This is a genomic window from Rhizobacter sp. P2_D12 (genome assembly GCF_056404395.1).
Map to the genome: position 1 here is coordinate 49,665 of NZ_JBFUEB010000007.1, position 20,686 is coordinate 70,350.

Annotated in this window: 20 protein-coding genes; 13 read left to right on the plus strand and 7 right to left on the minus strand. The window is 67.8% G+C overall.

What is annotated here, in order from left to right; translation table 11 throughout:
• Positions 1 to 20 precede the first annotated feature (20 nt).
• Together AC1DYN_RS03750 and AC1DYN_RS03755 are read left to right on the plus strand one after the other, a co-directional pair.
• Positions 21 to 338 (plus strand): hypothetical protein, encoded by a 318-nt coding sequence (locus tag AC1DYN_RS03750; RefSeq protein WP_477957766.1) that lies wholly within the window; start codon positions 21 to 23, stop codon positions 336 to 338.
• A 299-nt stretch (positions 339 to 637) separates the two neighbouring features.
• On the plus strand, positions 638 to 1,540 hold the full coding sequence (locus AC1DYN_RS03755; protein ID WP_477957767.1) for an amino acid ABC transporter substrate-binding protein: 903 nt from the start codon (positions 638 to 640) through the stop codon (positions 1,538 to 1,540).
• 10 nt (positions 1,541 to 1,550) lie between these two features.
• On the opposite strand, the gene AC1DYN_RS03760 is transcribed toward AC1DYN_RS03755, so the two are convergent.
• Genes AC1DYN_RS03760 through AC1DYN_RS03775 form a run of 4 tightly spaced genes read right to left on the minus strand, consistent with a single transcriptional unit; the run spans position 1,551 to position 5,978 of the window.
• Entirely contained in the window at positions 1,551 to 2,216 is a 666-nt protein-coding gene (locus AC1DYN_RS03760) for a hypothetical protein (protein ID WP_477957768.1), read from the minus strand.
• On the minus strand, positions 2,213 to 3,262 hold the full coding sequence (locus tag AC1DYN_RS03765; RefSeq protein WP_477957769.1) for a glycoside hydrolase family 26 protein: 1,050 nt from the start codon (positions 3,260 to 3,262) through the stop codon (positions 2,213 to 2,215). Before AC1DYN_RS03765 ends, AC1DYN_RS03760 begins: the two co-directional genes overlap by 4 nt.
• Positions 3,259 to 4,584, minus strand: a complete 1,326-nt coding sequence (locus tag AC1DYN_RS03770; protein ID WP_477957770.1) for a GH39 family glycosyl hydrolase — start codon at positions 4,582 to 4,584, stop codon at positions 3,259 to 3,261. Before AC1DYN_RS03770 ends, AC1DYN_RS03765 begins: the two co-directional genes overlap by 4 nt.
• A complete protein-coding gene (locus AC1DYN_RS03775) occupies positions 4,581 to 5,978 on the minus strand; it encodes a GH1 family beta-glucosidase (protein ID WP_477957771.1) in 1,398 nt (465 codons plus the stop codon). The genes AC1DYN_RS03770 and AC1DYN_RS03775 overlap by 4 nt, the downstream gene beginning before the upstream one ends.
• Positions 5,979 to 6,086: 108 nt before the next feature.
• Here AC1DYN_RS03775 and AC1DYN_RS03780 point away from each other — a divergent pair, with 108 nt between their 5' ends.
• The 9 genes from AC1DYN_RS03780 (at position 6,087) to AC1DYN_RS03820 (ending at position 15,594) form a co-directional block, all read left to right on the plus strand.
• On the plus strand, positions 6,087 to 7,109 hold the full coding sequence (locus AC1DYN_RS03780) for a LacI family DNA-binding transcriptional regulator (protein ID WP_477957772.1): 1,023 nt from the start codon (positions 6,087 to 6,089) through the stop codon (positions 7,107 to 7,109).
• A gap of 177 nt (positions 7,110 to 7,286) precedes the next feature.
• Positions 7,287 to 8,531 (plus strand): ABC transporter substrate-binding protein, encoded by a 1,245-nt coding sequence (locus AC1DYN_RS03785; protein ID WP_477957773.1) that lies wholly within the window; start codon positions 7,287 to 7,289, stop codon positions 8,529 to 8,531.
• 24 nt (positions 8,532 to 8,555) lie between these two features.
• On the plus strand, positions 8,556 to 9,587 hold the full coding sequence (locus AC1DYN_RS03790; protein WP_477957774.1) for a carbohydrate ABC transporter permease: 1,032 nt from the start codon (positions 8,556 to 8,558) through the stop codon (positions 9,585 to 9,587).
• A 6-nt stretch (positions 9,588 to 9,593) separates the two neighbouring features.
• Positions 9,594 to 10,499 carry a carbohydrate ABC transporter permease gene (locus AC1DYN_RS03795; RefSeq protein ID WP_477957775.1) on the plus strand — a complete coding sequence of 302 codons (906 nt, stop codon included), beginning with the start codon at positions 9,594 to 9,596 and terminating at the stop codon, positions 10,497 to 10,499.
• Between the two features lie 27 nt (positions 10,500 to 10,526).
• Positions 10,527 to 11,615, plus strand: coding sequence for an ABC transporter ATP-binding protein (locus AC1DYN_RS03800; protein ID WP_477957776.1), 1,089 nt, complete (start codon positions 10,527 to 10,529; stop codon positions 11,613 to 11,615).
• A gap of 30 nt (positions 11,616 to 11,645) precedes the next feature.
• Positions 11,646 to 12,608, plus strand: coding sequence for an AraC family transcriptional regulator (locus AC1DYN_RS03805; protein WP_477957777.1), 963 nt, complete (start codon positions 11,646 to 11,648; stop codon positions 12,606 to 12,608).
• Positions 12,605 to 14,047, plus strand: coding sequence for a glycoside hydrolase family 16 protein (locus AC1DYN_RS03810; protein WP_477957778.1), 1,443 nt, complete (start codon positions 12,605 to 12,607; stop codon positions 14,045 to 14,047). Before AC1DYN_RS03805 ends, AC1DYN_RS03810 begins: the two co-directional genes overlap by 4 nt.
• Positions 14,048 to 14,145: 98 nt before the next feature.
• Positions 14,146 to 14,850 (plus strand): hypothetical protein, encoded by a 705-nt coding sequence (locus AC1DYN_RS03815; RefSeq protein ID WP_477957779.1) that lies wholly within the window; start codon positions 14,146 to 14,148, stop codon positions 14,848 to 14,850.
• A gap of 33 nt (positions 14,851 to 14,883) precedes the next feature.
• Complete coding sequence (locus AC1DYN_RS03820) at positions 14,884 to 15,594, plus strand: family 16 glycosylhydrolase (RefSeq protein ID WP_477957780.1); 711 nt, start codon at positions 14,884 to 14,886, stop codon at positions 15,592 to 15,594.
• Between the two features lie 68 nt (positions 15,595 to 15,662).
• On the opposite strand, the gene AC1DYN_RS03825 is transcribed toward AC1DYN_RS03820, so the two are convergent.
• Positions 15,663 to 16,526 (minus strand): class I SAM-dependent methyltransferase, encoded by an 864-nt coding sequence (locus AC1DYN_RS03825; protein ID WP_477957781.1) that lies wholly within the window; start codon positions 16,524 to 16,526, stop codon positions 15,663 to 15,665.
• On the opposite strand from AC1DYN_RS03825, the gene AC1DYN_RS03830 reads away from it, so the two are divergent.
• Entirely contained in the window at positions 16,525 to 17,502 is a 978-nt protein-coding gene (locus tag AC1DYN_RS03830) for a LysR family transcriptional regulator (RefSeq protein WP_477957782.1), read from the plus strand. The two genes, AC1DYN_RS03825 and AC1DYN_RS03830, sit on opposite strands and share 2 nt — an antisense overlap.
• Positions 17,503 to 17,536: 34 nt before the next feature.
• Here the strand turns inward: AC1DYN_RS03830 and AC1DYN_RS03835 are convergent, their stop codons facing one another.
• Complete coding sequence (locus AC1DYN_RS03835) at positions 17,537 to 18,454, minus strand: DMT family transporter (RefSeq protein WP_477957783.1); 918 nt, start codon at positions 18,452 to 18,454, stop codon at positions 17,537 to 17,539.
• A 105-nt stretch (positions 18,455 to 18,559) separates the two neighbouring features.
• On the opposite strand from AC1DYN_RS03835, the gene AC1DYN_RS03840 reads away from it, so the two are divergent.
• Positions 18,560 to 19,483 carry a LysR substrate-binding domain-containing protein gene (locus tag AC1DYN_RS03840; protein WP_477957812.1) on the plus strand — a complete coding sequence of 308 codons (924 nt, stop codon included), beginning with the start codon at positions 18,560 to 18,562 and terminating at the stop codon, positions 19,481 to 19,483.
• A gap of 49 nt (positions 19,484 to 19,532) precedes the next feature.
• On the opposite strand, the gene AC1DYN_RS03845 is transcribed toward AC1DYN_RS03840, so the two are convergent.
• Positions 19,533 to 20,621 (minus strand): DMT family transporter, encoded by a 1,089-nt coding sequence (locus tag AC1DYN_RS03845; RefSeq protein ID WP_477957784.1) that lies wholly within the window; start codon positions 20,619 to 20,621, stop codon positions 19,533 to 19,535.
• Positions 20,622 to 20,686 lie beyond the last annotated feature (65 nt).

The following is a 20,686-nucleotide window of genomic DNA, read 5'->3' on the forward strand; positions in this document are numbered from 1 at the left end:
GATCTGAGCAGCAGGCGCAGGTGCGGGCGCAGGTGCAGGCGCAGGTGCGGGCGCAGGTGCAGGTGCAGGTGCAGGTGCAGGTGCAGGTGCAGGTGCAGGTGCGGGTGCGGGCGCTGGCGCTGGCGCTGGCGCTGGCGCTGGCGCTGGCGCTGGCGCTGGCGCGGGTGCAGGTGCTGGTGCTGGTGCTGGTGCTGGTGCTGGTGCAGGTGCCGACCCCACCGGTGCCGGAGCGGTGCCCGGGTCATTGCCTCCTCCGCAGGCAGACAGCACCATGGCGCACAGCAGTGCGCTCGTCGCAGTGGCGCGTCTGGGTCGTTGGCTTGGCATGCTCATCGTGAAGATCCTGTTGCGTCAAAGTGCTGCGCGCCCATGTCATTCGATGTGCTGCGCTCCCGATTTCGGCGCGATTGTGTGAGTCGCGATGTCGGGGAAACTGACGAAACTTGCGGAGTCGATGGATGCCACGCGGGGGCGTTGGCGCAGCGAGACGCAGTGCAACAGGATGCAATTTCACCGCACCCGATTTACATCGAATCGAGTGGCTGCGCGCTGTCCGCGATCACGAGTCGATCGACAGTCGATCATTTTTTTTGTGGGCGCGACATCCAGACTTCGGGTTTTGGGCGGAGTCCAGGCCATGTCTTCATTTCAGCCTCGCGTGTTGCTGTGCTTGCTGCTTCTCGGTTCCGGCGGCGCTGCGTGGTCGCAATCCCACGGCGACACCCTGGCCCGGATCCGCGACAGCCGGACCATCACCATCGGCGTGCGCGAATCGGCCCGGCCGTTCTCGTTCCTGAACGAGCAGAAGCAACCCGTCGGCTACTCGGTCGACCTGTGCATGAACGCCGTCGACGAGATCAGGCGCGAGCTGAAGCTCGGCGAGCTCAAGGTGCAGTTCAAGGTCGTCAGCGGCGCGGAGCGCATTCCCAAGCTGCAGGCCGGCGAAATCGACCTCGAATGCGGGTCGACGACCAACACCCGGGCGCGCCAGCAGAAGGTCGATTTCAGCTACTCGTTCTTCGTGGCCTCGATGCGGGTTCTCACGCCCAGGAGCATCCAGGTCAACGCGGTGAAGGATCTGAACGGGCTGCCCATCGCGCTCATCAAGGGCACGACCTCGGAGAAGCTGTTCCAGCAATTGGCCGATGGAGAACTGCGTGCGCAGTTCCAGTCGTACACCAGCAATGCCGAGGCGTACCAGGCGCTGAAGGACGGCCGGGCTCGGGCCTTCCCGCAGGACGACTCATTGCTGCTCGGCCTGGTGTCCGCCGACAAGGCGCTCGATTCGCTCGAGGTGAGCCCGCTGGCCCTCTCGGTCGAGCCCTATGCGGTGATGGTCCGAAAGGGTGACAAGGCCTTGCTGGCGGCGGTGGACCGCAGCCTGATGCGGCTCTACTCGAGTGGCGAGATCAACGCGCTGTACGACAAGTGGTTCATGACCGACACGCTGACGATCAAGATGAGCCGGCTGACGCGCGACGGTTTCGCGCGCCCCAACAAGGAGGCCGGCGTCGCCGCGCTGCTCGGCTTCTCCCTCTGATTCCACCCAGTCAGCGACCCAGCGTGATGCGGCCCACCTGGAAGTCGATGTCGCGCTTGCCGGCGCCCACCTTGGCGTCGGCCACTTCCACGGCCGACAGTGCGCCCTGCGTGACCGCAACGGTGCGCGCATTGGCACCGCAATACGACTCCGAGGCGAAGCGCGCCAGCGAGATGCTGTACTCGCGCAGTTCCGGCGTGACCGGCTGCAGCACGACGGGGTAGCAGCCCGCGTCGCGAATGGCCTTTTCGTCGCCGAGCACGCGGATGCGCAGCACGCCCGGCGTGCTGGCAGCGAGTTGCAGCGTCAAGGTCTTGTAGGCCGAGGCATCCATCGGCTTGCCGCCGTCGCCCACGCCGACGGTGAAGCCGACCCCGGCCCAGGTGCTGCCCTTCTGCGGCCAGATGACGCCGGTCACGCGGGCGACCCCGTTGGCAGCCGCCAGCTTGCCCACGGACGCGTCGCCGGCCTTCTCGGCGTACGCGAAGCCATCGGTGGAGGCGCCTTGATCGGTCCCGCTGCCGGCCTTCATGGTCGCGAGCACGAGGCGGTTACCGTCGACCGCCGGCTCGGCGGATGCGGGCGTCGGCGCAGGCGCCGTGGCGCAGCCCGCCGCAAATGCCCCGACGATCGTTCCTGCGAGCCATGCACGGCTTGCGGTGCTTCTGGTGTTCATGCCGGTTTCCCCGTGGTGGTGATGGACAGGAGCGCGTTCCCGTTCCCGCGGATGGACGCGCGGCGAAGGCCGTGGATGGCGGCGATCCAGCTGTCGTTGCTGGAGGTCAGCGCCCAGCTGGTCTCCTTGACGATGTCGAACCAGGTGAAGGCCCGGACGTTGGGCAGCGTCTCGATGTCGCTGAACATGCGCTCGATCCACGCGACCTTGTCGCCGCCGGTCTCGGAGCAACCGAGCTCGGACAGCACGATGGGCTTGGACGGCGCGATCTCGCGGGCCATCCCGACCGCGCGGCCGAAGACCTGGCTGAAGGGCGTCCAGTGCGACCAGTTCTGGCTGGTGCCGAAGTTGTAGCCGTCGATGCCGATCCAGTCGACGTACGCGTCGCCGGGGTAGGCCGCGCGCGGGTCGTTCCAGGACTCCGCGGGCGTGCTGTCGTTGTTGAAGCACCAGACCCAGCGGACCTTGTTCGCGCCGGCCGCGCGAAAGCGCTCGACGATGTGGCGGTGGGCCTGCGCAAAGAGCTGGGGCTGGCGGCCGTTCTTCACCAGGCACCAGGGATACCAGTCGCCATTGAATTCATGGCCCACGCGCAGCATGAAGGGGTGGTCGATGCGCGCGGCGCCCTGCGCCCAGGCGTCGATCGTTGCATCCCACTTGCCTGCGACGATCTCGGCGAGCGGCACGGGGCTGTTGTCGAAGCCCCAGGGCTCCCAGGTCACTTGCGCCGCCACGCCGCGCTGCGCGAGGAAGCGGATCTGCGACTCCGGGAAAGCCGCGCCGAAGCGCGTGAACCACATCGCGGCCGCAGGCTGGCGGCGCAGGTCGGCCTGCGCGTCGACCAGTACATCGGGCAGCGCGTTCTCGCGGAAGATGCCGAAGAAGATGCCGCGGCCGCCGTTCTCGTCGCGGTCGACGAGGACCGGAAGTGCCAGCGCGTCGTCGAGCGCCGACGCATTCTTCGGCGAACTGCCGCAGGCCGGCAGGCCCATGCCGAGCACCGAGGCGGCGAGGAGGCGGCGGCGCAGGAGTCGATCGGGCCTCACGGTGCCGCCTCCAGCGTGACGATCGCCATCGAGCGGGCGGGCAAGGTGATCGTGCGTCCCGCCTGCGCGGCCAGGGGCTGCAACGGCTTCTCCTCTTCCGCGATGCCCGCGTCGAAGAAGCGCGCATCCTTGAGCGTCAGCGCGGCCTGCCCGTCGATGCGCACCGGCTGGGCCTGCGTGCGGGTGTTGAACAGCACGAGTTGAAGCTGCGAGCCCGTCTTCGTCGCATGGGCCCACAGCATCGAGTCGCTGCTCGTCGCTTCGACGAAGGAGCCGTCCAGCTTGCCCAGCAGGCCGAAGCCGTAGTAGGTCGGGCGCGGTACGCCCCCGGTGTCCAGCAGCCCGTGGAATCCGGTTCCCATGTAGGCGAAGTAGTGGGCCAGGTTCACCCCCTGCTGCGCCATGCGCAAGGCCGATTCGGCCGCCCACATCGCGCCCACCTGGTCGGACAGGAAGCGTGGCCGGTCGGTGCGCCACGACAGGCCATATTCCGTCACGCCGAACCGGATGCTCCTCCCGTGGCCGAGCGGGTTGCGCGAGCGGTCCTTCCAAAGTGCGGAGAAGCGCGCGATCGAGCGGTCGACTTCGGTGACCGTGGCGAGCGCGGCCTCTTCCGTACCGTCGCCTTCGGTGGGGTAGATGTGCCAGGTCAGCACATCCACGACGTCGCCGCACAGCTCGACGAAGCGCTCGAGGAAGAGCGGTGCGCCGGGCTGGGCGCCGGAGACGGCGGGGCCGGCGATCAAGGCCTTCGGGTCTTCGCGGCGAATCGCCGCGGCCTGCGCGCGAAAGACATCGCAATAGCGCTGGACCGTCCAGCTGGCGTCACCCCGCACGGCGCTGAACAGGTCGGGCTCGTTGCCGATCTCCCAGATCCTGACGTTCAGCCCGCGAGCGCGGGCCATGCGCACGGCGCGGGCCGCGTCCTGCGGCGCGTTGGCGGCAGGGCGGTCGGGCCGCCCTTGGAACACGCGGGTCTGCACCAGCAGTTCGCGTTCGCCCTCGACCTGCGACAGGAGCGACTTGAAGGCGTCCAGCGTCGCCTCGTCCATGTCGTGCTCGTCGCCGATGTTGCCGCCGGGAAAGCGCAGCGCAGCGGCCGGGACCTTGGCGAGCTCGTCGCGGAACTCGGTCACCGACATCCAGTTGCCGAAGTTGAAGCCGGACAACACCTGCCGATTGACGGCAGGACCCGTGCGGGATGGGTCGATGCGCACCGTGGCGACCTGCGCGTTCGCCCAGGTCGCCACGGCCAGCGCGAGGACGCCGGCGCATCGAACGGCCGAGCGCATGGGAGTGGCGTGCGAAGTCGTGGCGTTCATGCGTTGCAGCCGTTGTCGGCGATGAGTTGGCTGTACCAATGGAAGCTGTCCTTCGGCGTGCGCTTGAGCGTTTCGAAGTCCGTGTGCACGAGGCCGAAGCGCTTGCCGTAGCCGAACGTCCACTCGAAGTTGTCGAGCAGCGACCAGGCCAGGTAGCCGCGGATGTCGCAGCCCGAACGCATGGCGCGATGCACCGCGATGACGTGACGATGCAGGTACTCGACGCGGACGGCGTCGTGCACCCGCCCGTCGGCGCCGGGCAGGGTGTTGTCGCAGGCGCCGTTCTCCGTGATGAACAGCGGCGGGTTGCCGTATTCGTCGCGCAGCCACAGCAGCACCTTGTAGAAGCCTTCGGGGTAGATGTCCCAGCCGATGTCTGTCTTCGCGAAGCCGCCCACGTTGACGCCATCCAGGTTGCGCAAGGCGTCCATCTGCGTGCGTGCGTCGTCCTGCGCGCGCAGCGGCAGCGGGTCGGGCCGGTCCAGGCCGTAGCTGCCGGTGTAGTAGTTGACGCCCAGCATGTCGGGCGCCTGCGAGATGGTCGCCATGTCGCCGGCCTGTACCGGCGGCGCGAGGCCGAGCTCGGCATAGCGCGCGAGCATGTCGGCCGGATAGCGGCCATGGTAGATCGGGTCGATGAACCAGCGGTTGAACCAGTCCAGGCCGCGCTCGCAGGCCGCGACGTCCTGGGGGGCCTGCGAATAGGGTTCGCGCCAGTCGACGTTGGGCGCCATGCCGATCTGCCCGCCGAGCTTGCGTCGGCGGAACTCGGTCATCGCGAGGCCGTGGCCGAGCAGCAGGTGGTGGGCCACGGTCAGGGCGCGGCCGAGGTCGCGCTCGCCCGGGGCATGTTCCCCCATGGCATGCGACAGCAGGGATGCGCACCACGGCTCGTTGACCGTGAACCAGAAGGGCACGCTTTCGCCCAATGCGTCGAACATCACGCCCGCGAAGTGCGCGAAGTCTTCCGCGCTGCGGCGGTTGAGCCATCCGCCCTCGTCCTGCAGCGCCTGCGGCAGGTCCCAGTGGTAGAGCGTCACCATCGGCGCGATGCCGGCGTCGCGCAGCAGGGCGACCAGCCGCTGGTAGTAGGCGATGCCCAGCGGATTGACCGGGCCGCGCCCGTCGGGGATGACGCGCGGCCAGGCGATGGAGAAGCGGTAGGCGCGGGCGCCAAGCTGCTTGAGCAGGGCCACGTCCTCCTCCACCCGGCGGTAGGAATCGCAGGCGAGGTCGCCGTTGTCGCCGTTGACGACGCGACCGGGAACCCGGGCAAAGCTGTCCCAGATGCTCGGCTTGCGGCCGTCGACGTCGTGCGAGCCCTCGATCTGGTAGGCGGACGTGGCGGCACCCCACAGGAACCGCGGCGGGAACTGGATGGCTTGAGGCTTCATGCCCGGACGATAGCCCTTCATGCAAGCGCTTGCAACGAGGCGGCGTGCCAATTGCCTGACCGTTCTTGCGAATCTCTCGCGGAGGATCGCAAGCGCTATCATCAAGCGATGCCGATCGAAAACACGAGCGTCACTCTCGAAGAGGTGGCACGCCTGGCCGGGGTTTCCACGAGCACGGTTTCGCGCTACCTGAGCGGCACCCATGTCGTCGCCGAAGAGAAGGCCGCGGCCATCGAAAGCAGCATCAAGCGCCTGAACTACCGGCCCAACCTGGTCGCGCGCGGGCTGGCCAAGGGCCGCACCATGACCGTCGGTGTCCTCACGCAGGAGATTTCCAGCTCGTTCTTCAACGAGGCCATGCGCGGGGTCGAGGACGCGCTGGCCAGCCATCACTACGAAGCCGTCTTCGCGAGCGGCCACTGGAACAAGGTCGAGGAAGAGCAGCGGCTGATGTCGCTGATGGGCCGCCGGGTGGACGGCGTCATCCTGCTGGTGGGCGACCTGGACGACGAACTGCTGGACCGCCATGCGCAAGGCGTGCCCATGGTCCTGCTCGGGCGGCGGTCGGCATCGATGCGGGTGCACTCGCTCTGCTTCGACCACTACGCCGGCGCCTGCGAGGCGGTGCGCCACCTCCTCGAACTCGGCCATCGCCGGATCGCCTTCATCGCGGGCCCCGCGGGGCGCCAGGATGCCGAAGAGCGCTGGCGCGGGTACCACGACACCCTGGTCGCGGCCGGACTGCCCTTCGACGAACGGCTCGTGGCGCCGGGCGGGTACGTGGAGACGGGGGGCGTGGCGGCGATGAACATGCTGCTCGATCGAGGCCTGCCGTTCAGCGCCGTTTTCGCCGCCAACGACGACTCCGCCTATGGCGCGATGCTCTCGCTGTACAGGCGGGGGATGCGGGTGCCGGACGACATGTCCATCGTGGGCTATGACGACCTGTCGCATTCCTCCTTCTCGCTGCCGCCCTTGACGACGGTGCGGCAGCCGCTGCGCGACCTCGGGCGGGAGGCCGCGGGGGCCGTCGTGGCGCTCATTGACGGCCGCAGGCCGCCGCGCGCGACGATGGCGAAGCTGGAGTTGATCGTGCGCGAATCGACCAAGGCCGTCCCCGTCACCCGCTGACACACCGCACACCGTTCTGGTGCGCACCAAACCACGAAATCGCAAGATCGGCTAGGTCCCTTCAGGGTTCCCCCTGGGCCGGCGGCGATCCACTGTTCCTACACTGCCGTGCAAGCGCTTGCACGATGATCATCACGGACGGGACGGGCGCGTCGTTGGAACCTATCAGGAGATGAAGTGAAATTCGCAACCACGCTCGGGCTCGCCATGCTGCTGGCATCGGCCACGGGCCACGCCAGCGCCCAGACGGTGCTGACCGTCGCATCGTTCAAGGACCTCGACCGCTCGGTGCAGGCGGCGATCCCGCTGTACAGGAAGATCCACCCCGAAGTCGAGATCAAGCTGGTGGCTCTCGGCTACGGCGACCACCACAACGCGATGACCACGGCGCTGGCCACGGGGGCGAACCTGCCCGACGTGATGGGCATCGAGATCGGCTTCGTCGCCAAGTTCGCCGAAGGCGGCGGAGTGGAGGACCTGTCCAAGCCGCCCTACAACGCGCTGCAGTACAAGGACAAGTTCTTCCGCTTCGCGGTGGCGCAGGCCACCAGCCGCGGCGGCATCTTCGCCGCCATGCCGGCCGACATCGGCCCGGGTGCGCTGTTCTATCGCAAGGACCTGATGGACAAGGCCGGCGTCACCGAGGCCCAGCTCACCAGGTCGTGGGCCTCGTTCATCGATGCCGGCAAGGCGCTCAAGGCGAAGACCGGCGCCTACCTGATCCCGCATGCCGCGGCGATCAAGGACATCATCATCCGCTCGGGCCTGAAGGACGGCGAAGGCATCTACTTCGACGCCAAGGGCAAGGTCCTCGTCGAGTCGCCGCGTTTCGTGGAGGCCTTCGAGACCGCCAAGCTGGCGCGTGCGGCCGGCATCGATGCGAACGTCGGAGCCTGGAGCAACGAGTGGAGCGAAGGCTTCAAGCGCGGCACCATCGCCTCGGAGATGATGGGCTCCTGGCTCGCCGGCCACCTGAAGAACTGGATCGCCCCGGACACCAAGGGCCACTGGCGCTCGGCCGGCATCCCCGGAGGCGTGAGCGCCTCGTATGGCGGCAGCTTCTACGCGATCCCCAAGGGGGCGAAGAACAAGGAGCTCGCCTGGGACTTCGTGAAGTTCATGACGACCAGCAAGGAGGTGCAGATCGCCGCCTTCCGCGAGCTCGATGCCTTCCCGGCGCTGGTCGAAGCCACCACCGATCCGTTCGTCGACCAGCCCATGGACTTCCTCGGCGGTCAGAAGGCGCGCCAGGACTGGAAGGCCATCGCGGCGAAGATCCCCGCCACCGAAGTGGACAAGCTCGACCCCGTGGCCGCCGAAGTCGTGAGCGCCGAGTTCGACAAGGTGCTGGAGCAGGACAAGGACGTGAAAACGGCGCTGGCCGACGCGAAGAAGGCGATCGAACGCCGCGTCCGCCGCTGATCCACCCAGACTGGTACGTTCCCCATGTCCGCAGCTCCCGCCCCGATCGGAACACCGGCGAAGCAGACGAAGCGGCGCAGGCTCAAGCCATGGCGCTTCATGCCCTACGTGTTCGTCGCGCCGTTCTTCATCCTCTTCCTGGGTTTCGGCCTGTTCCCGCTGCTGTTCTCCGCGTATGCATCGTTCTTTCGCTGGGAGCTGACGGCGGGCCTGGCGGGCATGAAATGGGAGGGCCTGGGCAATTACGCCTTCGTGCTGCAGCTCGATGACCTGCCTTGGTCGCACTTCTTCTCGGGCGAATTCTGGTCGCAGCTGTACGCGCGCGACTTCTGGCGCGCGCTGTACAACACCTTCTGGCTGGGCATCGTCTCGGGCCTGCCCCAGCACCTGATCGCGGTTCCGCTCGCGTTCTTCATCCACACGAAGTTCCGCCGCGCGCGCAACCCGGTGATCGCGATGTACTTCCTGCCGTACATCACCAACACCGTGGCGATCACGCTGGTGTTCTCCTCGCTGTTCTCGCGCGACTTCGGCGTCATCAACCAGGTGCTCACCGGCCTGGGCCGCCTGGAAACGTTCGGCGTGCACCCGCTTGCCTGGCTGTTCCCCGTGCAGAACGTCGACTGGGGGCGGCCGGAGTACACGCGGCCCATCGTCTCCTTCATCGTGTGGTGGCGCTTCGTCGGCTGGAACACCGTGCTCTACCTGTCGGCGCTGCAGACCATCCCGAAGGACCTCTACGAAGCCGCGACCATCGACGGTGCCGGGCTGTGGCAGCAATTCCGCTACATCACGGTGCCCTTGCTGCGTCCCATGATGCTGCTGGCCGTCACGCTGACCATCATCGGCAACCTGCAGCTCTTCGAGGAGCCCTTCATCCTCACCGGGGGCAGCGGCGGAGTGGGGCAGGTCGCCGAGACGGTGGCGATGCAGATGTACAAGGTGGGCCTCAACGATGGCGACTTCGGCACCGCGTCGGCCGTCGCCTGGCTGATGTTCATGGTGATCGCCGCGCTCACGTGGCTCAACAACCGCACCCTCGGGCGCAAGGATTGACCTGCCGTGACCGCATCGCAACTCACCGCCCAGCCCGTCGCCAAGGCACCGGCCACGAGCCGCAGGCACGCGCGGCTCCTGTTGCGCAGCCTCAAGCCCTCGGGTTGGCTGCCTTATGCCATCGTGATGCTGGGCGCGCTCATCATGCTCGCGCCGTTCTACTTCATGTTCGTCTTCGCGACGCACACCAACAGCGACATCCTCTCGATGCCGCCGCCGCTGTGGTTCGGCTCGGCGCTGGCCGACAACATCCACCAACTCGTCGCGCTGCGCCCGCACTTCTGGCACAGCCTGGGTCTGTCGCTGTGGGTGGCCGTTGCGGCCACCGGGCTCAACCTGTTCCTGTGCTCGCTGGGCGGCTATGCCTTCGCGATGTACGAGTTCCCGGGGCGCGACACGCTGTTCGCCGGCCTGATGGCAACCATGCTGCTGCCCGCCTTCGTCGGGATGATCCCCTTCGTCCTGCTGATGAACGAGATCGGCTGGCTCAACAGCACGCGCGCCCTCATCGTGCCCGGCGCCTGCTCGGCCTTCGGCGTGTTCATGATGCGCCAGTACATCGGCTCGGCGGTGCCGCGCGAGCTGGTCGAGGCGGCGCGCATGGACGGCTGCGGCGAGTTCGGCATCTACTGGCGCATCGTCGTGCCGCTCATCGGGCCGGCCATGGGCACGCTGGGCCTCGTCACCTTCATCGGTTCGTACAACAACTTCGTCGGTGCGCTGCTCGTGATGAGCCAGCAGGAGATGTTCACCGCCCCGCTCGTGCTGCGCTCGCTGCAGGGCACCGGGCAGACCCCCTGGGGCGCGATCAGCGCAGGGTCGGCCATCACCGTGCTGCCGCTGCTGATCCTCTTCGCCGTCTCTTCACGCCGTCTCATCGAGGGCCTGTCGGCGGGCGCCGTCAAGGGATGAGGTGCAACCCCCCGAAGCCACACTGACATGACTCACCTGACTCTCAAGGGCATCGAGAAGCAATACGGCCAGGGCCCCCGCGTGCTGCATGGCATCGACCTGCATGTCCGATCCGGCGAGTTCATGGTCTTCGTGGGCCCGTCGGGCTGCGGCAAGACCACGCTGCTGCGGTCCATCGCCGGTCTCGAAGACATCAGCGCCGGGCAGATCTTCATCGGCGACGAAGAGTCGCAGGACCTGCCGCCGGTGGATCGCGGCGTTGCGATGGTGTTCCAGAACTACGCGCTGTATCCCCACATGACGGTGGCCGAGAACATCGGCTTCGCGCTCAAGTTCACCCGGCTCGGCAAGGCCGAAGTGCACAAGGCGGTGATGCGCGCCGCCGAGATGCTGCAGATCGTGCCGCTGCTGGATCGCAAGCCCAAGGCGCTGTCCGGCGGGCAGCGCCAGCGCGTGGCCATCGGCCGCGCCATCGTGCGGCATCCGAAGGTCTTCCTCTTCGACGAACCGTTGTCCAACCTCGATGCCGCGCTGCGCGTCCAGATGCGCATGGAGCTGGCCCGGCTGCATCGCGAACTCGGCACGACGATGGTCTACGTGACGCACGACCAGGTGGAAGCGATGACGCTGGGCACGCGCATTGCCGTCTTCAATGCCGGCCGCATCGAGCAGGTCGGCAGCCCGATGGAGCTGTACCACAACCCGGGCACGCGCTTCGTCGCCGGGTTCCTCGGTTCGCCGAAGATGTGCTTCCTGCCCGGCATCGCCAGCCAGGAGGGCGCCGGCCTGCGCCTCTCGATGGGCGACGCGGGCAGCGTGTTCCTGCCGGACCAGGGGGTGCGCGGCACCGCGCGCGAGCTCACGCTGGGCGTGCGCCCCGAGCACCTCGGTTTCGCGGCCCCGGGCGGCGGCTTGAAGGCCACGGTCGACCAGGTCGAGCACCTGGGCGATTGCGACATCGCCTACGCGCGCCTTGCCGGCCAGGCCGAGCCTGCGGCCGTCAAGCTCGCGAGCGGAAGCCGCCCGCTGAATGCCGGCGACGTGGTCTGGCTCCAGCCCGAATCGAAGCATTGCCACCTGTTCGATGCAGAAGGGCGCGTGGTCAACGCCCGCTGAGTGTCCTGGCCTCAACCGACGAGTTGTCCGATGAACACGAACCTCCTGGTCGCCGGCGCCACCGCGCAGCCCCGTTTTGCGCACGCTCTTCTGCCCGCCGGCGCCGGGCCGTCGAAGGCGCCGGTGCGCCCGCGTGAGCAACCCTCGCTGCGCAGCCACCACCTGCGGCGCATGGAGCAGGTGCTGGACCACATCGAGACGCATTTGTCGAAAGACCTGAGCCTGGAGCGGCTGAGCGACTGCGCGGCGTTCTCGCCGTTCCACTTCCACCGGCTCTTCCTGGCCTGGAGCGGCGAGACGGCGAAGGAGTTCGTGCGGCGGCGCCGGCTCGAGACCGCTGCCGGCAGGCTGCGCCACTGTCCGAACGAGAAGGTCACGGCCGTCTCGCTCAACTGCGGTTTCGCCTCGCCGGAAGCATTCGCCCGCGCCTTCCGCGAGCACTTCGGCATGACGCCTTCCCGTTGGCGTTCGGGCGGGTGGAACGACTGGCGAACGCCGGCCGGCGACGGCCGGACCGCCGCGAGCTGCCGTGTCGAACTCAGGCACTTCGAGGCGAAGGAGTACCTCTACATGCGCGAGCGCGGCGACTACGGCCACAGCTCGGAGATCCTGCACACGCGTTTCGTGCCCTGGGTCGACAGCATGGGCTTGTCGGACCGGCCGATCCTGTCCATCGGCCTCGACGACCCGGCCATCACGCTCGCCGCGCATTGCCGCATGGACGCCTGCGTCGAGCTGCCCGCAGGCTGGCAGGACCCCGGCCTGAGAGCCATGCGAAAGAGCCTGCCTGCGCACTGGGCCGCCTGCCTGCGGTACGAAGGCCCGTCGAGCGAGATCGGGCGCGGCTGGAACACGTTGCTCACCGAATGGCTGCCGACATCCCCCTTCGAGCTCGCGGAAGGACATTTCATCCAGCGCTGCGAACCCGGCTCGCCGCCGCCCGGTTCGCCGTTCGTGCGCTGCGAGCTGTGCATGCCCGTCAGCGCGACATGAAGCGCGCACCGTGGCATCTGGCGGCGCTTGCCGCGGCATGGCTGTCCGCCCCTGCCTGGGGCGCCGATCCGCCGTCGGTGGTGTGGGCGGATTTCAGGACCACCCCGGCCGGCCGTGCGCGAGCGCCCCTGAGTCTTCTCGAGATCTCCGAGAAGCCGGGCGACGTGGTGGCCGACCCGCTCGGCGTCTACGACGGCGGGGTGCGGGTGTCCGGCCGCTTGAGCCGTGCGCATGGCAGCACCTGGAGCACGCTGGGTGTGGACGTCGGCGCGGGACGCGGGGGCGCGGCGATCGACCTTTCTGTCTTCCGCAGCCTGCGCATCCGGCTCGTGTCACCGACCGAACAGGTGCTTCGCATCCGGCTCAAGGGCCCCGACACGAAGCTGCAGAACAGCGGCTGCTACCCGGTGCTGCTGCAGCGCGTGCGGGGCTCGATGGACATCGACATCCCGCTGGCCGTTTTCGAGCCCGAGCCCTATTGCGCCGGCAACGGCGCGAGCATTGCGCAGACCCTCCCGGCCGTCGTGAGCGTGGAGGTCACGGCCAACGAACCGTCGCAGGAGCCGGTGCGCTTCGAGGTGGGGCGCATCGAGTTCTTGAACGCCGCGAGCGAGCCGGCGGCCGTTCCCCGCGAGACGCGGGATGCCGCGTGGCGGCTCGCCTGGGCCGACGAGTTCGATGCGGCGGCGAACGGTCGGATCGACGACAAACGCTGGCGCGTGCAGAAGGCGCCCGGCGGCGCGAGCCCGCAATTCGACGGCAATGGCCGCTTGCTGCTGCCGCCCGCGAGCAGCCTTCGCGTGCGGCCGACGGGCGCGATGATCTATGGCCGCATCGAGCTGCGCGTGAAGCTGCCGGCCGGTGCCGCCCGCGTCTCGTTGCAAGGGGCACCGCTGACATCGCTCGACTGGCTGGAAGCCGGCGAGATCACCTTGATCGAGAAGGAAGGGGCCGATCTCCATCTCGGCCTGTATGCACCGGGCATCGGCGACGAGCCGGCGTTCCATGCACCGGTGGAGATGCCGCCTTCGAGCGACGGTTTCCACCGCGTCTCGCTCGAATGGGACCCGCAGAAGATCCGCTGGACCATCGACGACGTGGCGGTGAAGGCGGTGCTCCGCGCCGACTTGCCCGCCGGTGCGCGCGATGTCTTCGAGCAATGGCCTTTCCTGCTGAACCTGGAAGTCGGTGCGGGACCCGAGCCGATGCTCGTCGACCATGTGCGCATCTACCAGAAGGACGAGCTGGCCGCCTTGTCGCGCGAGCGGCTTGCGGCCTGGAAGACGGCGATGAGCGGCAGCGACACGGTGAACGTCGCGGCACCGGCCTCCCGTTCCGTGGCGAGGCCGGCGCCGGCGCGCAAGGCAGGCGAACCGGCCGTGCGTGCGCGCGTCGTCATCTGCGAGCGCAACAAGTTCGGCTTGATGATGTGCTATTGAGCATTGATCGCAAGAACGGCACGATCAAACGCAACGGCGCGACTGCGGCTACGCCAGCGTGAGAACACCATCCACGGGTCACTTCACAGGAGACATCAGTGGATCAGATTCATCGGCGTTCATGCACCGTCCTGGCGGCGCTCTTCAGCGCGGTGGCGCTCGCGGCTTGCGGCGGCGGAGGGTCGGGCAGCCCTTCACCGGCGGCCTCTGCGCCACCGCCGGCCCCGGTGCCGGCACCGCCCTCCGGTCCTTCGTCGGCCGACGTCGCATTCGCAACCCCTGCGAGCGCAACGGACACCAGCGAGGCCGGCAAGATCGAGACCTACTCGTTTGCCGAGAAGGGCAATCAACTGGTTCCCGGTACGGTGACCTATGCCTCGAGCGAGGTCAGCTTCAGCGCGTCGCTGTCGGGCGACCAGGCCTATGCCGGCACGGCGATCCGGGTCTACGCGCCCGGCAATACCGGCGCCGCACCGGTCAGCGCCTTCAACGCATCGGGTTTCACCAAGCTGAAGATCCAGCTGAAATCGTCGAGCGATGGCGTGCTGTCGATCAAGCTCCAGCCGAGCCCCGTGGCGGCCGACGGCTGCACGGCGACGGCCCAGGCGATCGTCAACGCGACCCAGTCCGAACTCGTCATCGATCTGAACGACACGATGTTTCCGCTGCCGGACTACTGCAATGGCGCCGGCTCGAAAGTCGGCAGCGTCAAGGCCGGCCTCTTCGCGATCGACGTGATCAACAGCGCCACCAGCACGGGCTCGCACGACCTGGCCGTGGGCACCGTGAAGCTCGCCCCCTGATCACGCACGACAACCAACAACGAGGAGACAAGCATGATCAATTCCATCGTCAAGGGCGCCTTCGCCGCGGTGCTGGCCATGGGCCTGCACCTGAGCGCGCAGGCCACCAACTTCTTCGACGGCTTCGACGGCTCCGGCGGGCCCAACGGATCGGCCTGGGAGACCGCCAACTGGGCCAATGGCGACATCTTCGGCTGCACCTTCGCCTTCAGCGAAGCGTGGCTGACGGGGTGGGGCGGGCTGGACCTGAACGTCAACGGCAGCAACCGCAGCGCCGTGAAGTGCGCTGAAGTGCGCACCTGGCAAAGTTTCCAGTACGGCAAGTTCGTGACCCGCATGCAACCGGGCACCATCCCCGGCGGCAACAGCTCGTTCTTTCTCTACACCGGCAACGCGGGCACGTCCAACCACTTCGAGATCGACATCGAGTTCATCAAGGCGGGTACCGTCCTGCACACCAACGTGTGGACGGCCGGCCGGCAGAACTACCAGCAGTTCGCCATCGCCACGGGCTGGAGGACCATCGGCTTCGAGTGGCGGCCGACCTTCGTGCGCTGGTTCCACGTCAACGATGCCGGCGTGGAGATGGAGTTCCGGCGGGTCAACACCTCGATCGCGGCACCGATGCGCCTGATGCTGAACCACTGGGTCGGCAACAACTCGTCCGGCGCCGTCGGCTTCGTGGGGACCTACAACGGGGGCGGCGGTCCGGCCTTCTATGACTGGGTGAAGGTCTCGGATTGAGCCCGTGCACTGATGCGTGAGAGCAGGCCCTGGCGAGGCCCGGCTCCCTCTCGCCGGCCAGGGGGTCCTCAGGGTCGGCGCGCCGCCGTGATCAGCAGTTCGTTGGGACCTTCCCAGCCCGTCGGCGTGTCGAAGGCCCGCAGTTGCTCTCGGATGTCGTCCCATGCAGCCTGGGCACGGGCCGGGCTCAACCCCGCGAGGATCTGGAGGATCGGGCTCGCCGAGCTCCGCACGAACGCCAGGTAGTCGTCGACCGAGGGCATGCGGAACACCGCATCCACCGCCGTGGTCGCGACATCGCGAAACCCGGCTTCCCCGAACAGCGTGTCGATGCGGCCGGGAGACCCCAGGCTGAACAGGCTGCCGGGTGCGCAGGGGTCGCGGGCGGGCAACCCGGCATGCCTGAGCGCCGTGGTCATGAGGATCGCGAGGCAGGGATTTCGCTCGGGTGCCGAAAACACCACGGTGCTCGCGCCGCCCCCGGGCCGCAGCGCGCGATGCATTTCGCGCAGGCCCTGGAGCGGGTCGAGAAACAACATCAACCCGAGCCGGCAGGCCGCCGCGTCGAACGAGGCAGCCTCCACCTGCAGATCCTCGCCGTCGGCCACCCGACAGTGCACCTGCGCGAAGCCGGCGCGCCGCACCCGCTGCTGGGCGAGTGCCACGAGCGCCGGCGACAGATCGGTGGCCACCACGGCGCCTGCGCGCCCGACGCGCTCGGCGATGTCGAGCGTCTGGTCGGCGGCCCCGGCCGCCACGTCGAGCACGCGTGCACCCGGCTTCACGCCGGCCATGGCGATCATCGCGTCGGTCGCATTGCGCAACCAGGTGCGAATCTGGGGCGAATGCGCATCCCAGCCCCGCGCGGCGGCGTCCCAATGCGCTCGCGCCAAGGCCTTGTGTTTCTGGGTGTCTGCTTCGGATGGGTTCATGTCACTCAGCGTACGAGACGGGAAGCGTCTGCGTCAGCCGCAAAGCTGCAAAATGGGGGCCGCAATGGCGCATACCCCTCCAGAGTTCGACTGGGACGACCTGAAGCATTTGCTGGCCGTGGCGCAGCACGGCAGCACGCTCGCGGCGGGCCGCGCGCTCGGCCTGGACCAGTCGACGGTGCAGCGGCGACTGGCCGAACTGGAACGCCGCTTCGGCCAACCCTTGGTGCAGCGGCAGCCCAGCGGCTACCGGCTGACCGAGTTCGGGCAATCCTTGCTGCCGCATGCCCAGCGTGTGGAGGACGCGGTGGCGGCGCTCAAGCAGCACCTGGTGGTCGCCGCCGCCGAAGTCACGGGTGTCATTCGTGTGACCTGCCCGGAGCCCATCGTCTACCGGATCACCCAGTCGACCCTGCTGCAGCGGTTCAGCCAGCGCCATCCCGCACTGCAGGTGCACTTCGTCATGAGCGACAAATACATCGACTTGGCCAAGGGCGAAGCGGATGTGGCGCTTCGCTCGGGCGACACCGACGATGGCGGGCTTGTCGGGCGAAAGATCGGCGATTCGGTCTGGGCGGTCTACGCCAGCACGAGCTACATCGAACGCCACGGACGCCCGCAGCGTGTCGAAGACTTGGCCAGGCATGCCCTCGTCGGGTTCGACGACTCGATGGCAAAGCACCGCATCTCGGCCTGGTTGCGCAAGGTCGCGCCAGACGCGGTGCTTGTCGCACGAAGCAACAGCGTGCTGGGCCTGGTCCATTCCGCCAAGGCGGGGGTCGGCGTGGCCCCGTTGCCGATCGCCCTGGGCGATGCGGAACCCGATCTCGTCCGGGTGATCGAGCCGGTCGCCGAACTCACGCGGATATGGCGCGTGCTGACGACCCCGGAGTTGCGCCGCACCCCGCGCGTTGCTGCGTTCTTTGATTTCATCGTGAGCGAGATCGACACGCTTCGCCCGATCATCACCGGGTAGGTTCGCTGAACTCGATTGAACGATGCCGGCGCCCTCAGGTGCGCCGCGACGAAGCGAGCGCCACCCCGGCAAGCACGAGCACCGTTCCGGCGAACAACGCCGGCGTGAATGGCTCGCCGAGAAACCAGATCCCCATGCCGATGGTCGACACCGGGCCGACCATGCCGATCTGCGCGGCCAGCGAGGAGCCGATGCGCTCGATCGCCATCATCATCATCAACACGGGCGCGACGGTGCAGGCCAGCGCGTTGACGGCGGACAGCCAGAGCACCGGCTCGGGCACCACCAGCGCGCCGAGCGGGCGCACCGCGAAGAAGTGCAAAAGGCAAAACACGCACGCGGCACTTGTCGCGAGCCCCGTGAGCCGCAGGGCGCCGACGCGCCGAACGACCTCGCCGCTTGCCAGCGTGTAGACCGAGTAGCTGACGGCACTGCCGAACACCAACGCCGCGCCAAGTGCAATGTGATCTCCTTCGGCTCGCAGTTCCCAGCCGAAGACCACGGCGGTGCCGGCATAGCTGATCGCCGCGGCCACCCATTGCCGGCGTGTCACCGGGCGCTTGGCCCAGCACACCGACAGCGCCATCACGATGGTGGGGCCGAGGTACAGGATCAGGCGCTCGAGGCTTGCGCTGATGAACATCAGCCCGTAGAAGTCGAGCATGCTGGAGGCGTAGTAGCCGCAGAAGCCCAGGCCCGTCACGGCCACCAGGTCACGACGATGCAGCGGTGCCTTGCCACGCCCGGCCCACGTCGCAAGCAGCACGAACATCGGCAGCGCGATGAGCATGCGCCACGCGACGACCGTCACGGCATCCACGCCATGCTGGTACATCAGCTTGGCCAGAATGGCCTTGCCCGAGAAGCAGATCGACCCGGCCAGGGCGAGTGCGATGCCCAGCCCGGCGGGGCGGGGAACGGCGAGGGCGGGGTGTGCGGCAGGTGCGTTCATCGTCTGCGCACTGTCGCGTCGCCGGTCAATTCTGTAAATTCGTTCTTCAGGAACATTTCCATACGCCAAACCTATGGTCAAACCGACGCTCCAAGCGAGGATCAGATGATCAACTTCCGACTCGTTCGACACCTCTGGCTGTTTCTCGCCGTGGCGGAGGAGCAGAACTTCGGGCGCGCGGCACGACGCCTGGGCATGTCGCAACCGCCGCTGACCGAGCAGATCCAGGTGCTCGAACAGGCACTCAAGGTCAAGCTCTTCGAGCGATCTCGCCGGGGCGCCCAGCTCACGCACGTGGGCCGGGCGATCCTGCCTGCCGTGCGCAAGTTCGCCGACCAGCTGGAGCACCTGGAGATCGCCGTGCGCGAAGCGGTCAGCGGGCAATCGGGGACGCTGACCATCGGTGCCATTTCGTCGGCGCTGCTGGAAGTCGTGCCGCCGCTGCTGGAGCGCCTGCGCAAGCAGCGCCCCGACTTGAGCGTTTCAGTCCGCGAGATCGACAGCGTGGAGGCGCTGCCCGCACTGCGCGCCGGCGACATCGACCTCGCATTCGCCCGCCTGCGAGCCGACAAGGAGCATGCGATCGAGACGATCCCGATGGCCTGCGACCGGCTGGCGGTGGCCTTGCCCGCCTCTCACCCGATGGCCGGCAAGCGGCGCATCAAGCTGGCCAGCCTGTCGGACGAGGTGTTCGTCATGTTCGAGCGTCGCCTGAGCCCGGTGTATTTCGACAGCATCACCGCCGCCTGCCAGGCGCAAGGCTTCTCGCCGCGCATCCTGAGGGAGGTGCGCAGCGTGACGACGCAGGTGGCATTCGTCGGCTGCAACCAGGGCATTGCGCTGGTCCCGTCGGACATGCGCGGGCTGGCGCCCGACAACGTGACCGTTCGCCCGCTCGTGGAGCAGATCGACACGGTGGCGACGGCGGCGGCCTGGAACACGGAGCGATTGACGCCCGCACTGCAGGCCGCCGTGGATGTCATTCGCGGGCATTCGACACCAAGGCGCACGACCGCTGCAGTTGGGTGAGGGGGCCCGATCCAGGTCAGGACCGACTTCTCCTGAGGCTGCCATCGCATCAGGGCGCCGAAGCATGTGCACCCTGGTGTGGATGTGCATGCCGGTGATGGATGTCCGGATAGTGTGGATGCCTGTGCGTGAGGACCTCGTGGTGATGCAGATGCGCATGCGGCTCGTCGCCGCTCCAGGCGAAGGCGTGCTCATGCTGGTGATGTTCGTCGTGCCGGTGTCGATGGGAGTGCTCGAGTGGCTCGTGTGTGTGCTCATGGAGGTGCCGTTCCCGCACGTGCAGCCACACACCCAGTGCCATCAGGGCCGCGGCGCTCCAGAACAATGGGCTTGGCGCGTTGGGCCAGATGACCAGCGAAATGACCACGCCGACCAGTGGCGCCACCGAGAAGTAGGCGCCTGTACGGGCCGTGCCCAACACCCGAAGGCCGACCACGAACAGCGCGAGGCTCAAGCCGTAGCCGAAGAACCCGACAAGCAGGCTGGCGCCGACGGTCGACGGCGCCGGCCAACCCGTCCCACCAGCCAGCGCCAGGGCCGTGTTGCAAGCACCCGCAACGAGACCCTTGATGCCGGCGACGAGCATCGCGTCGTTCGCCGACACCTTGCGCGTCAGGTTGTTGTCGATGGCCCAGCACAGACAGGCGCCCAGGATGAACAGCGCACCCGTCGAGAGGGTGGCGCCTGCGGGCTCCCACGAAAGCAGGACGCCGCCGGCAACGATGGCCACCATGCCGAGGGCGATCTGACGGTCGGCGTTCTCCTTGAACACCAGCCAGGCGATGAGCGCCGTCAGGACGCCTTCGACGTTCAGCAGCAGCGCCGCCGCAGCGCCGGTGGCCTGTGCCAGGCCGAGCATCAGCAGCGCAGGGCCGAGCATGCCCCCGAACACGATGGCGCCCAGCAGCCACGCAATCTCCTTGCGGGGGATTCCGAGCTTCGTTGCCACCTGCCCCGATGCGCGTTCTCGCCCCCAGCGCAAAGCCAGCAGGATGCCCAGGCCCAGGCCGCTGCCCAGGTAGAGCAATCCGGCCAGCATCAGCGCAGGGACGTCGCCGACGAGCAGCTTGGCCAGCGGCGTGCTGGCGCCGAACAAAAGCGCGGCGGCGAGGGCGGGAAATGCGGTGCGAACAGACATCGCGCGAGTTGAGCACAGACCCGATCCGGATCCGACGGCATCCACATTCTTGTAGCAGTCATCAT

What these genes read in the sequence shown, in the direction of transcription:
- AC1DYN_RS03755 (WP_477957767.1), top strand. Translation starts at nt 638, where the DNA reads ATGTCTTCATTTCAGCCTCGCGTGTTGCTGTGCTTGCTGCTTCTCGGT.
- AC1DYN_RS03760 (WP_477957768.1), bottom strand. Translation starts at nt 2,216, where the DNA reads ATGAACACCAGAAGCACCGCAAGCCGTGCATGGCTCGCAGGAACGATC.
- AC1DYN_RS03770 (WP_477957770.1), bottom strand. Translation starts at nt 4,584, where the DNA reads ATGAACGCCACGACTTCGCACGCCACTCCCATGCGCTCGGCCGTTCGA.
- AC1DYN_RS03775 (WP_477957771.1), bottom strand. Translation starts at nt 5,978, where the DNA reads ATGAAGCCTCAAGCCATCCAGTTCCCGCCGCGGTTCCTGTGGGGTGCC.
- AC1DYN_RS03780 (WP_477957772.1), top strand. Translation starts at nt 6,087, where the DNA reads ATGCCGATCGAAAACACGAGCGTCACTCTCGAAGAGGTGGCACGCCTG.
- AC1DYN_RS03790 (WP_477957774.1), top strand. Translation starts at nt 8,556, where the DNA reads ATGTCCGCAGCTCCCGCCCCGATCGGAACACCGGCGAAGCAGACGAAG.
- AC1DYN_RS03800 (WP_477957776.1), top strand. Translation starts at nt 10,527, where the DNA reads ATGACTCACCTGACTCTCAAGGGCATCGAGAAGCAATACGGCCAGGGC.
- AC1DYN_RS03805 (WP_477957777.1), top strand. Translation starts at nt 11,646, where the DNA reads ATGAACACGAACCTCCTGGTCGCCGGCGCCACCGCGCAGCCCCGTTTT.
- AC1DYN_RS03810 (WP_477957778.1), top strand. Translation starts at nt 12,605, where the DNA reads ATGAAGCGCGCACCGTGGCATCTGGCGGCGCTTGCCGCGGCATGGCTG.
- AC1DYN_RS03820 (WP_477957780.1), top strand. Translation starts at nt 14,884, where the DNA reads ATGATCAATTCCATCGTCAAGGGCGCCTTCGCCGCGGTGCTGGCCATG.
- AC1DYN_RS03830 (WP_477957782.1), top strand. Translation starts at nt 16,525, where the DNA reads ATGTCACTCAGCGTACGAGACGGGAAGCGTCTGCGTCAGCCGCAAAGC.
- AC1DYN_RS03825 (WP_477957781.1), bottom strand. Translation starts at nt 16,526, where the DNA reads ATGAACCCATCCGAAGCAGACACCCAGAAACACAAGGCCTTGGCGCGA.
- AC1DYN_RS03835 (WP_477957783.1), bottom strand. Translation starts at nt 18,454, where the DNA reads ATGAACGCACCTGCCGCACACCCCGCCCTCGCCGTTCCCCGCCCCGCC.
- AC1DYN_RS03840 (WP_477957812.1), top strand. Translation starts at nt 18,560, where the DNA reads ATGATCAACTTCCGACTCGTTCGACACCTCTGGCTGTTTCTCGCCGTG.
- AC1DYN_RS03845 (WP_477957784.1), bottom strand. Translation starts at nt 20,621, where the DNA reads ATGTCTGTTCGCACCGCATTTCCCGCCCTCGCCGCCGCGCTTTTGTTC.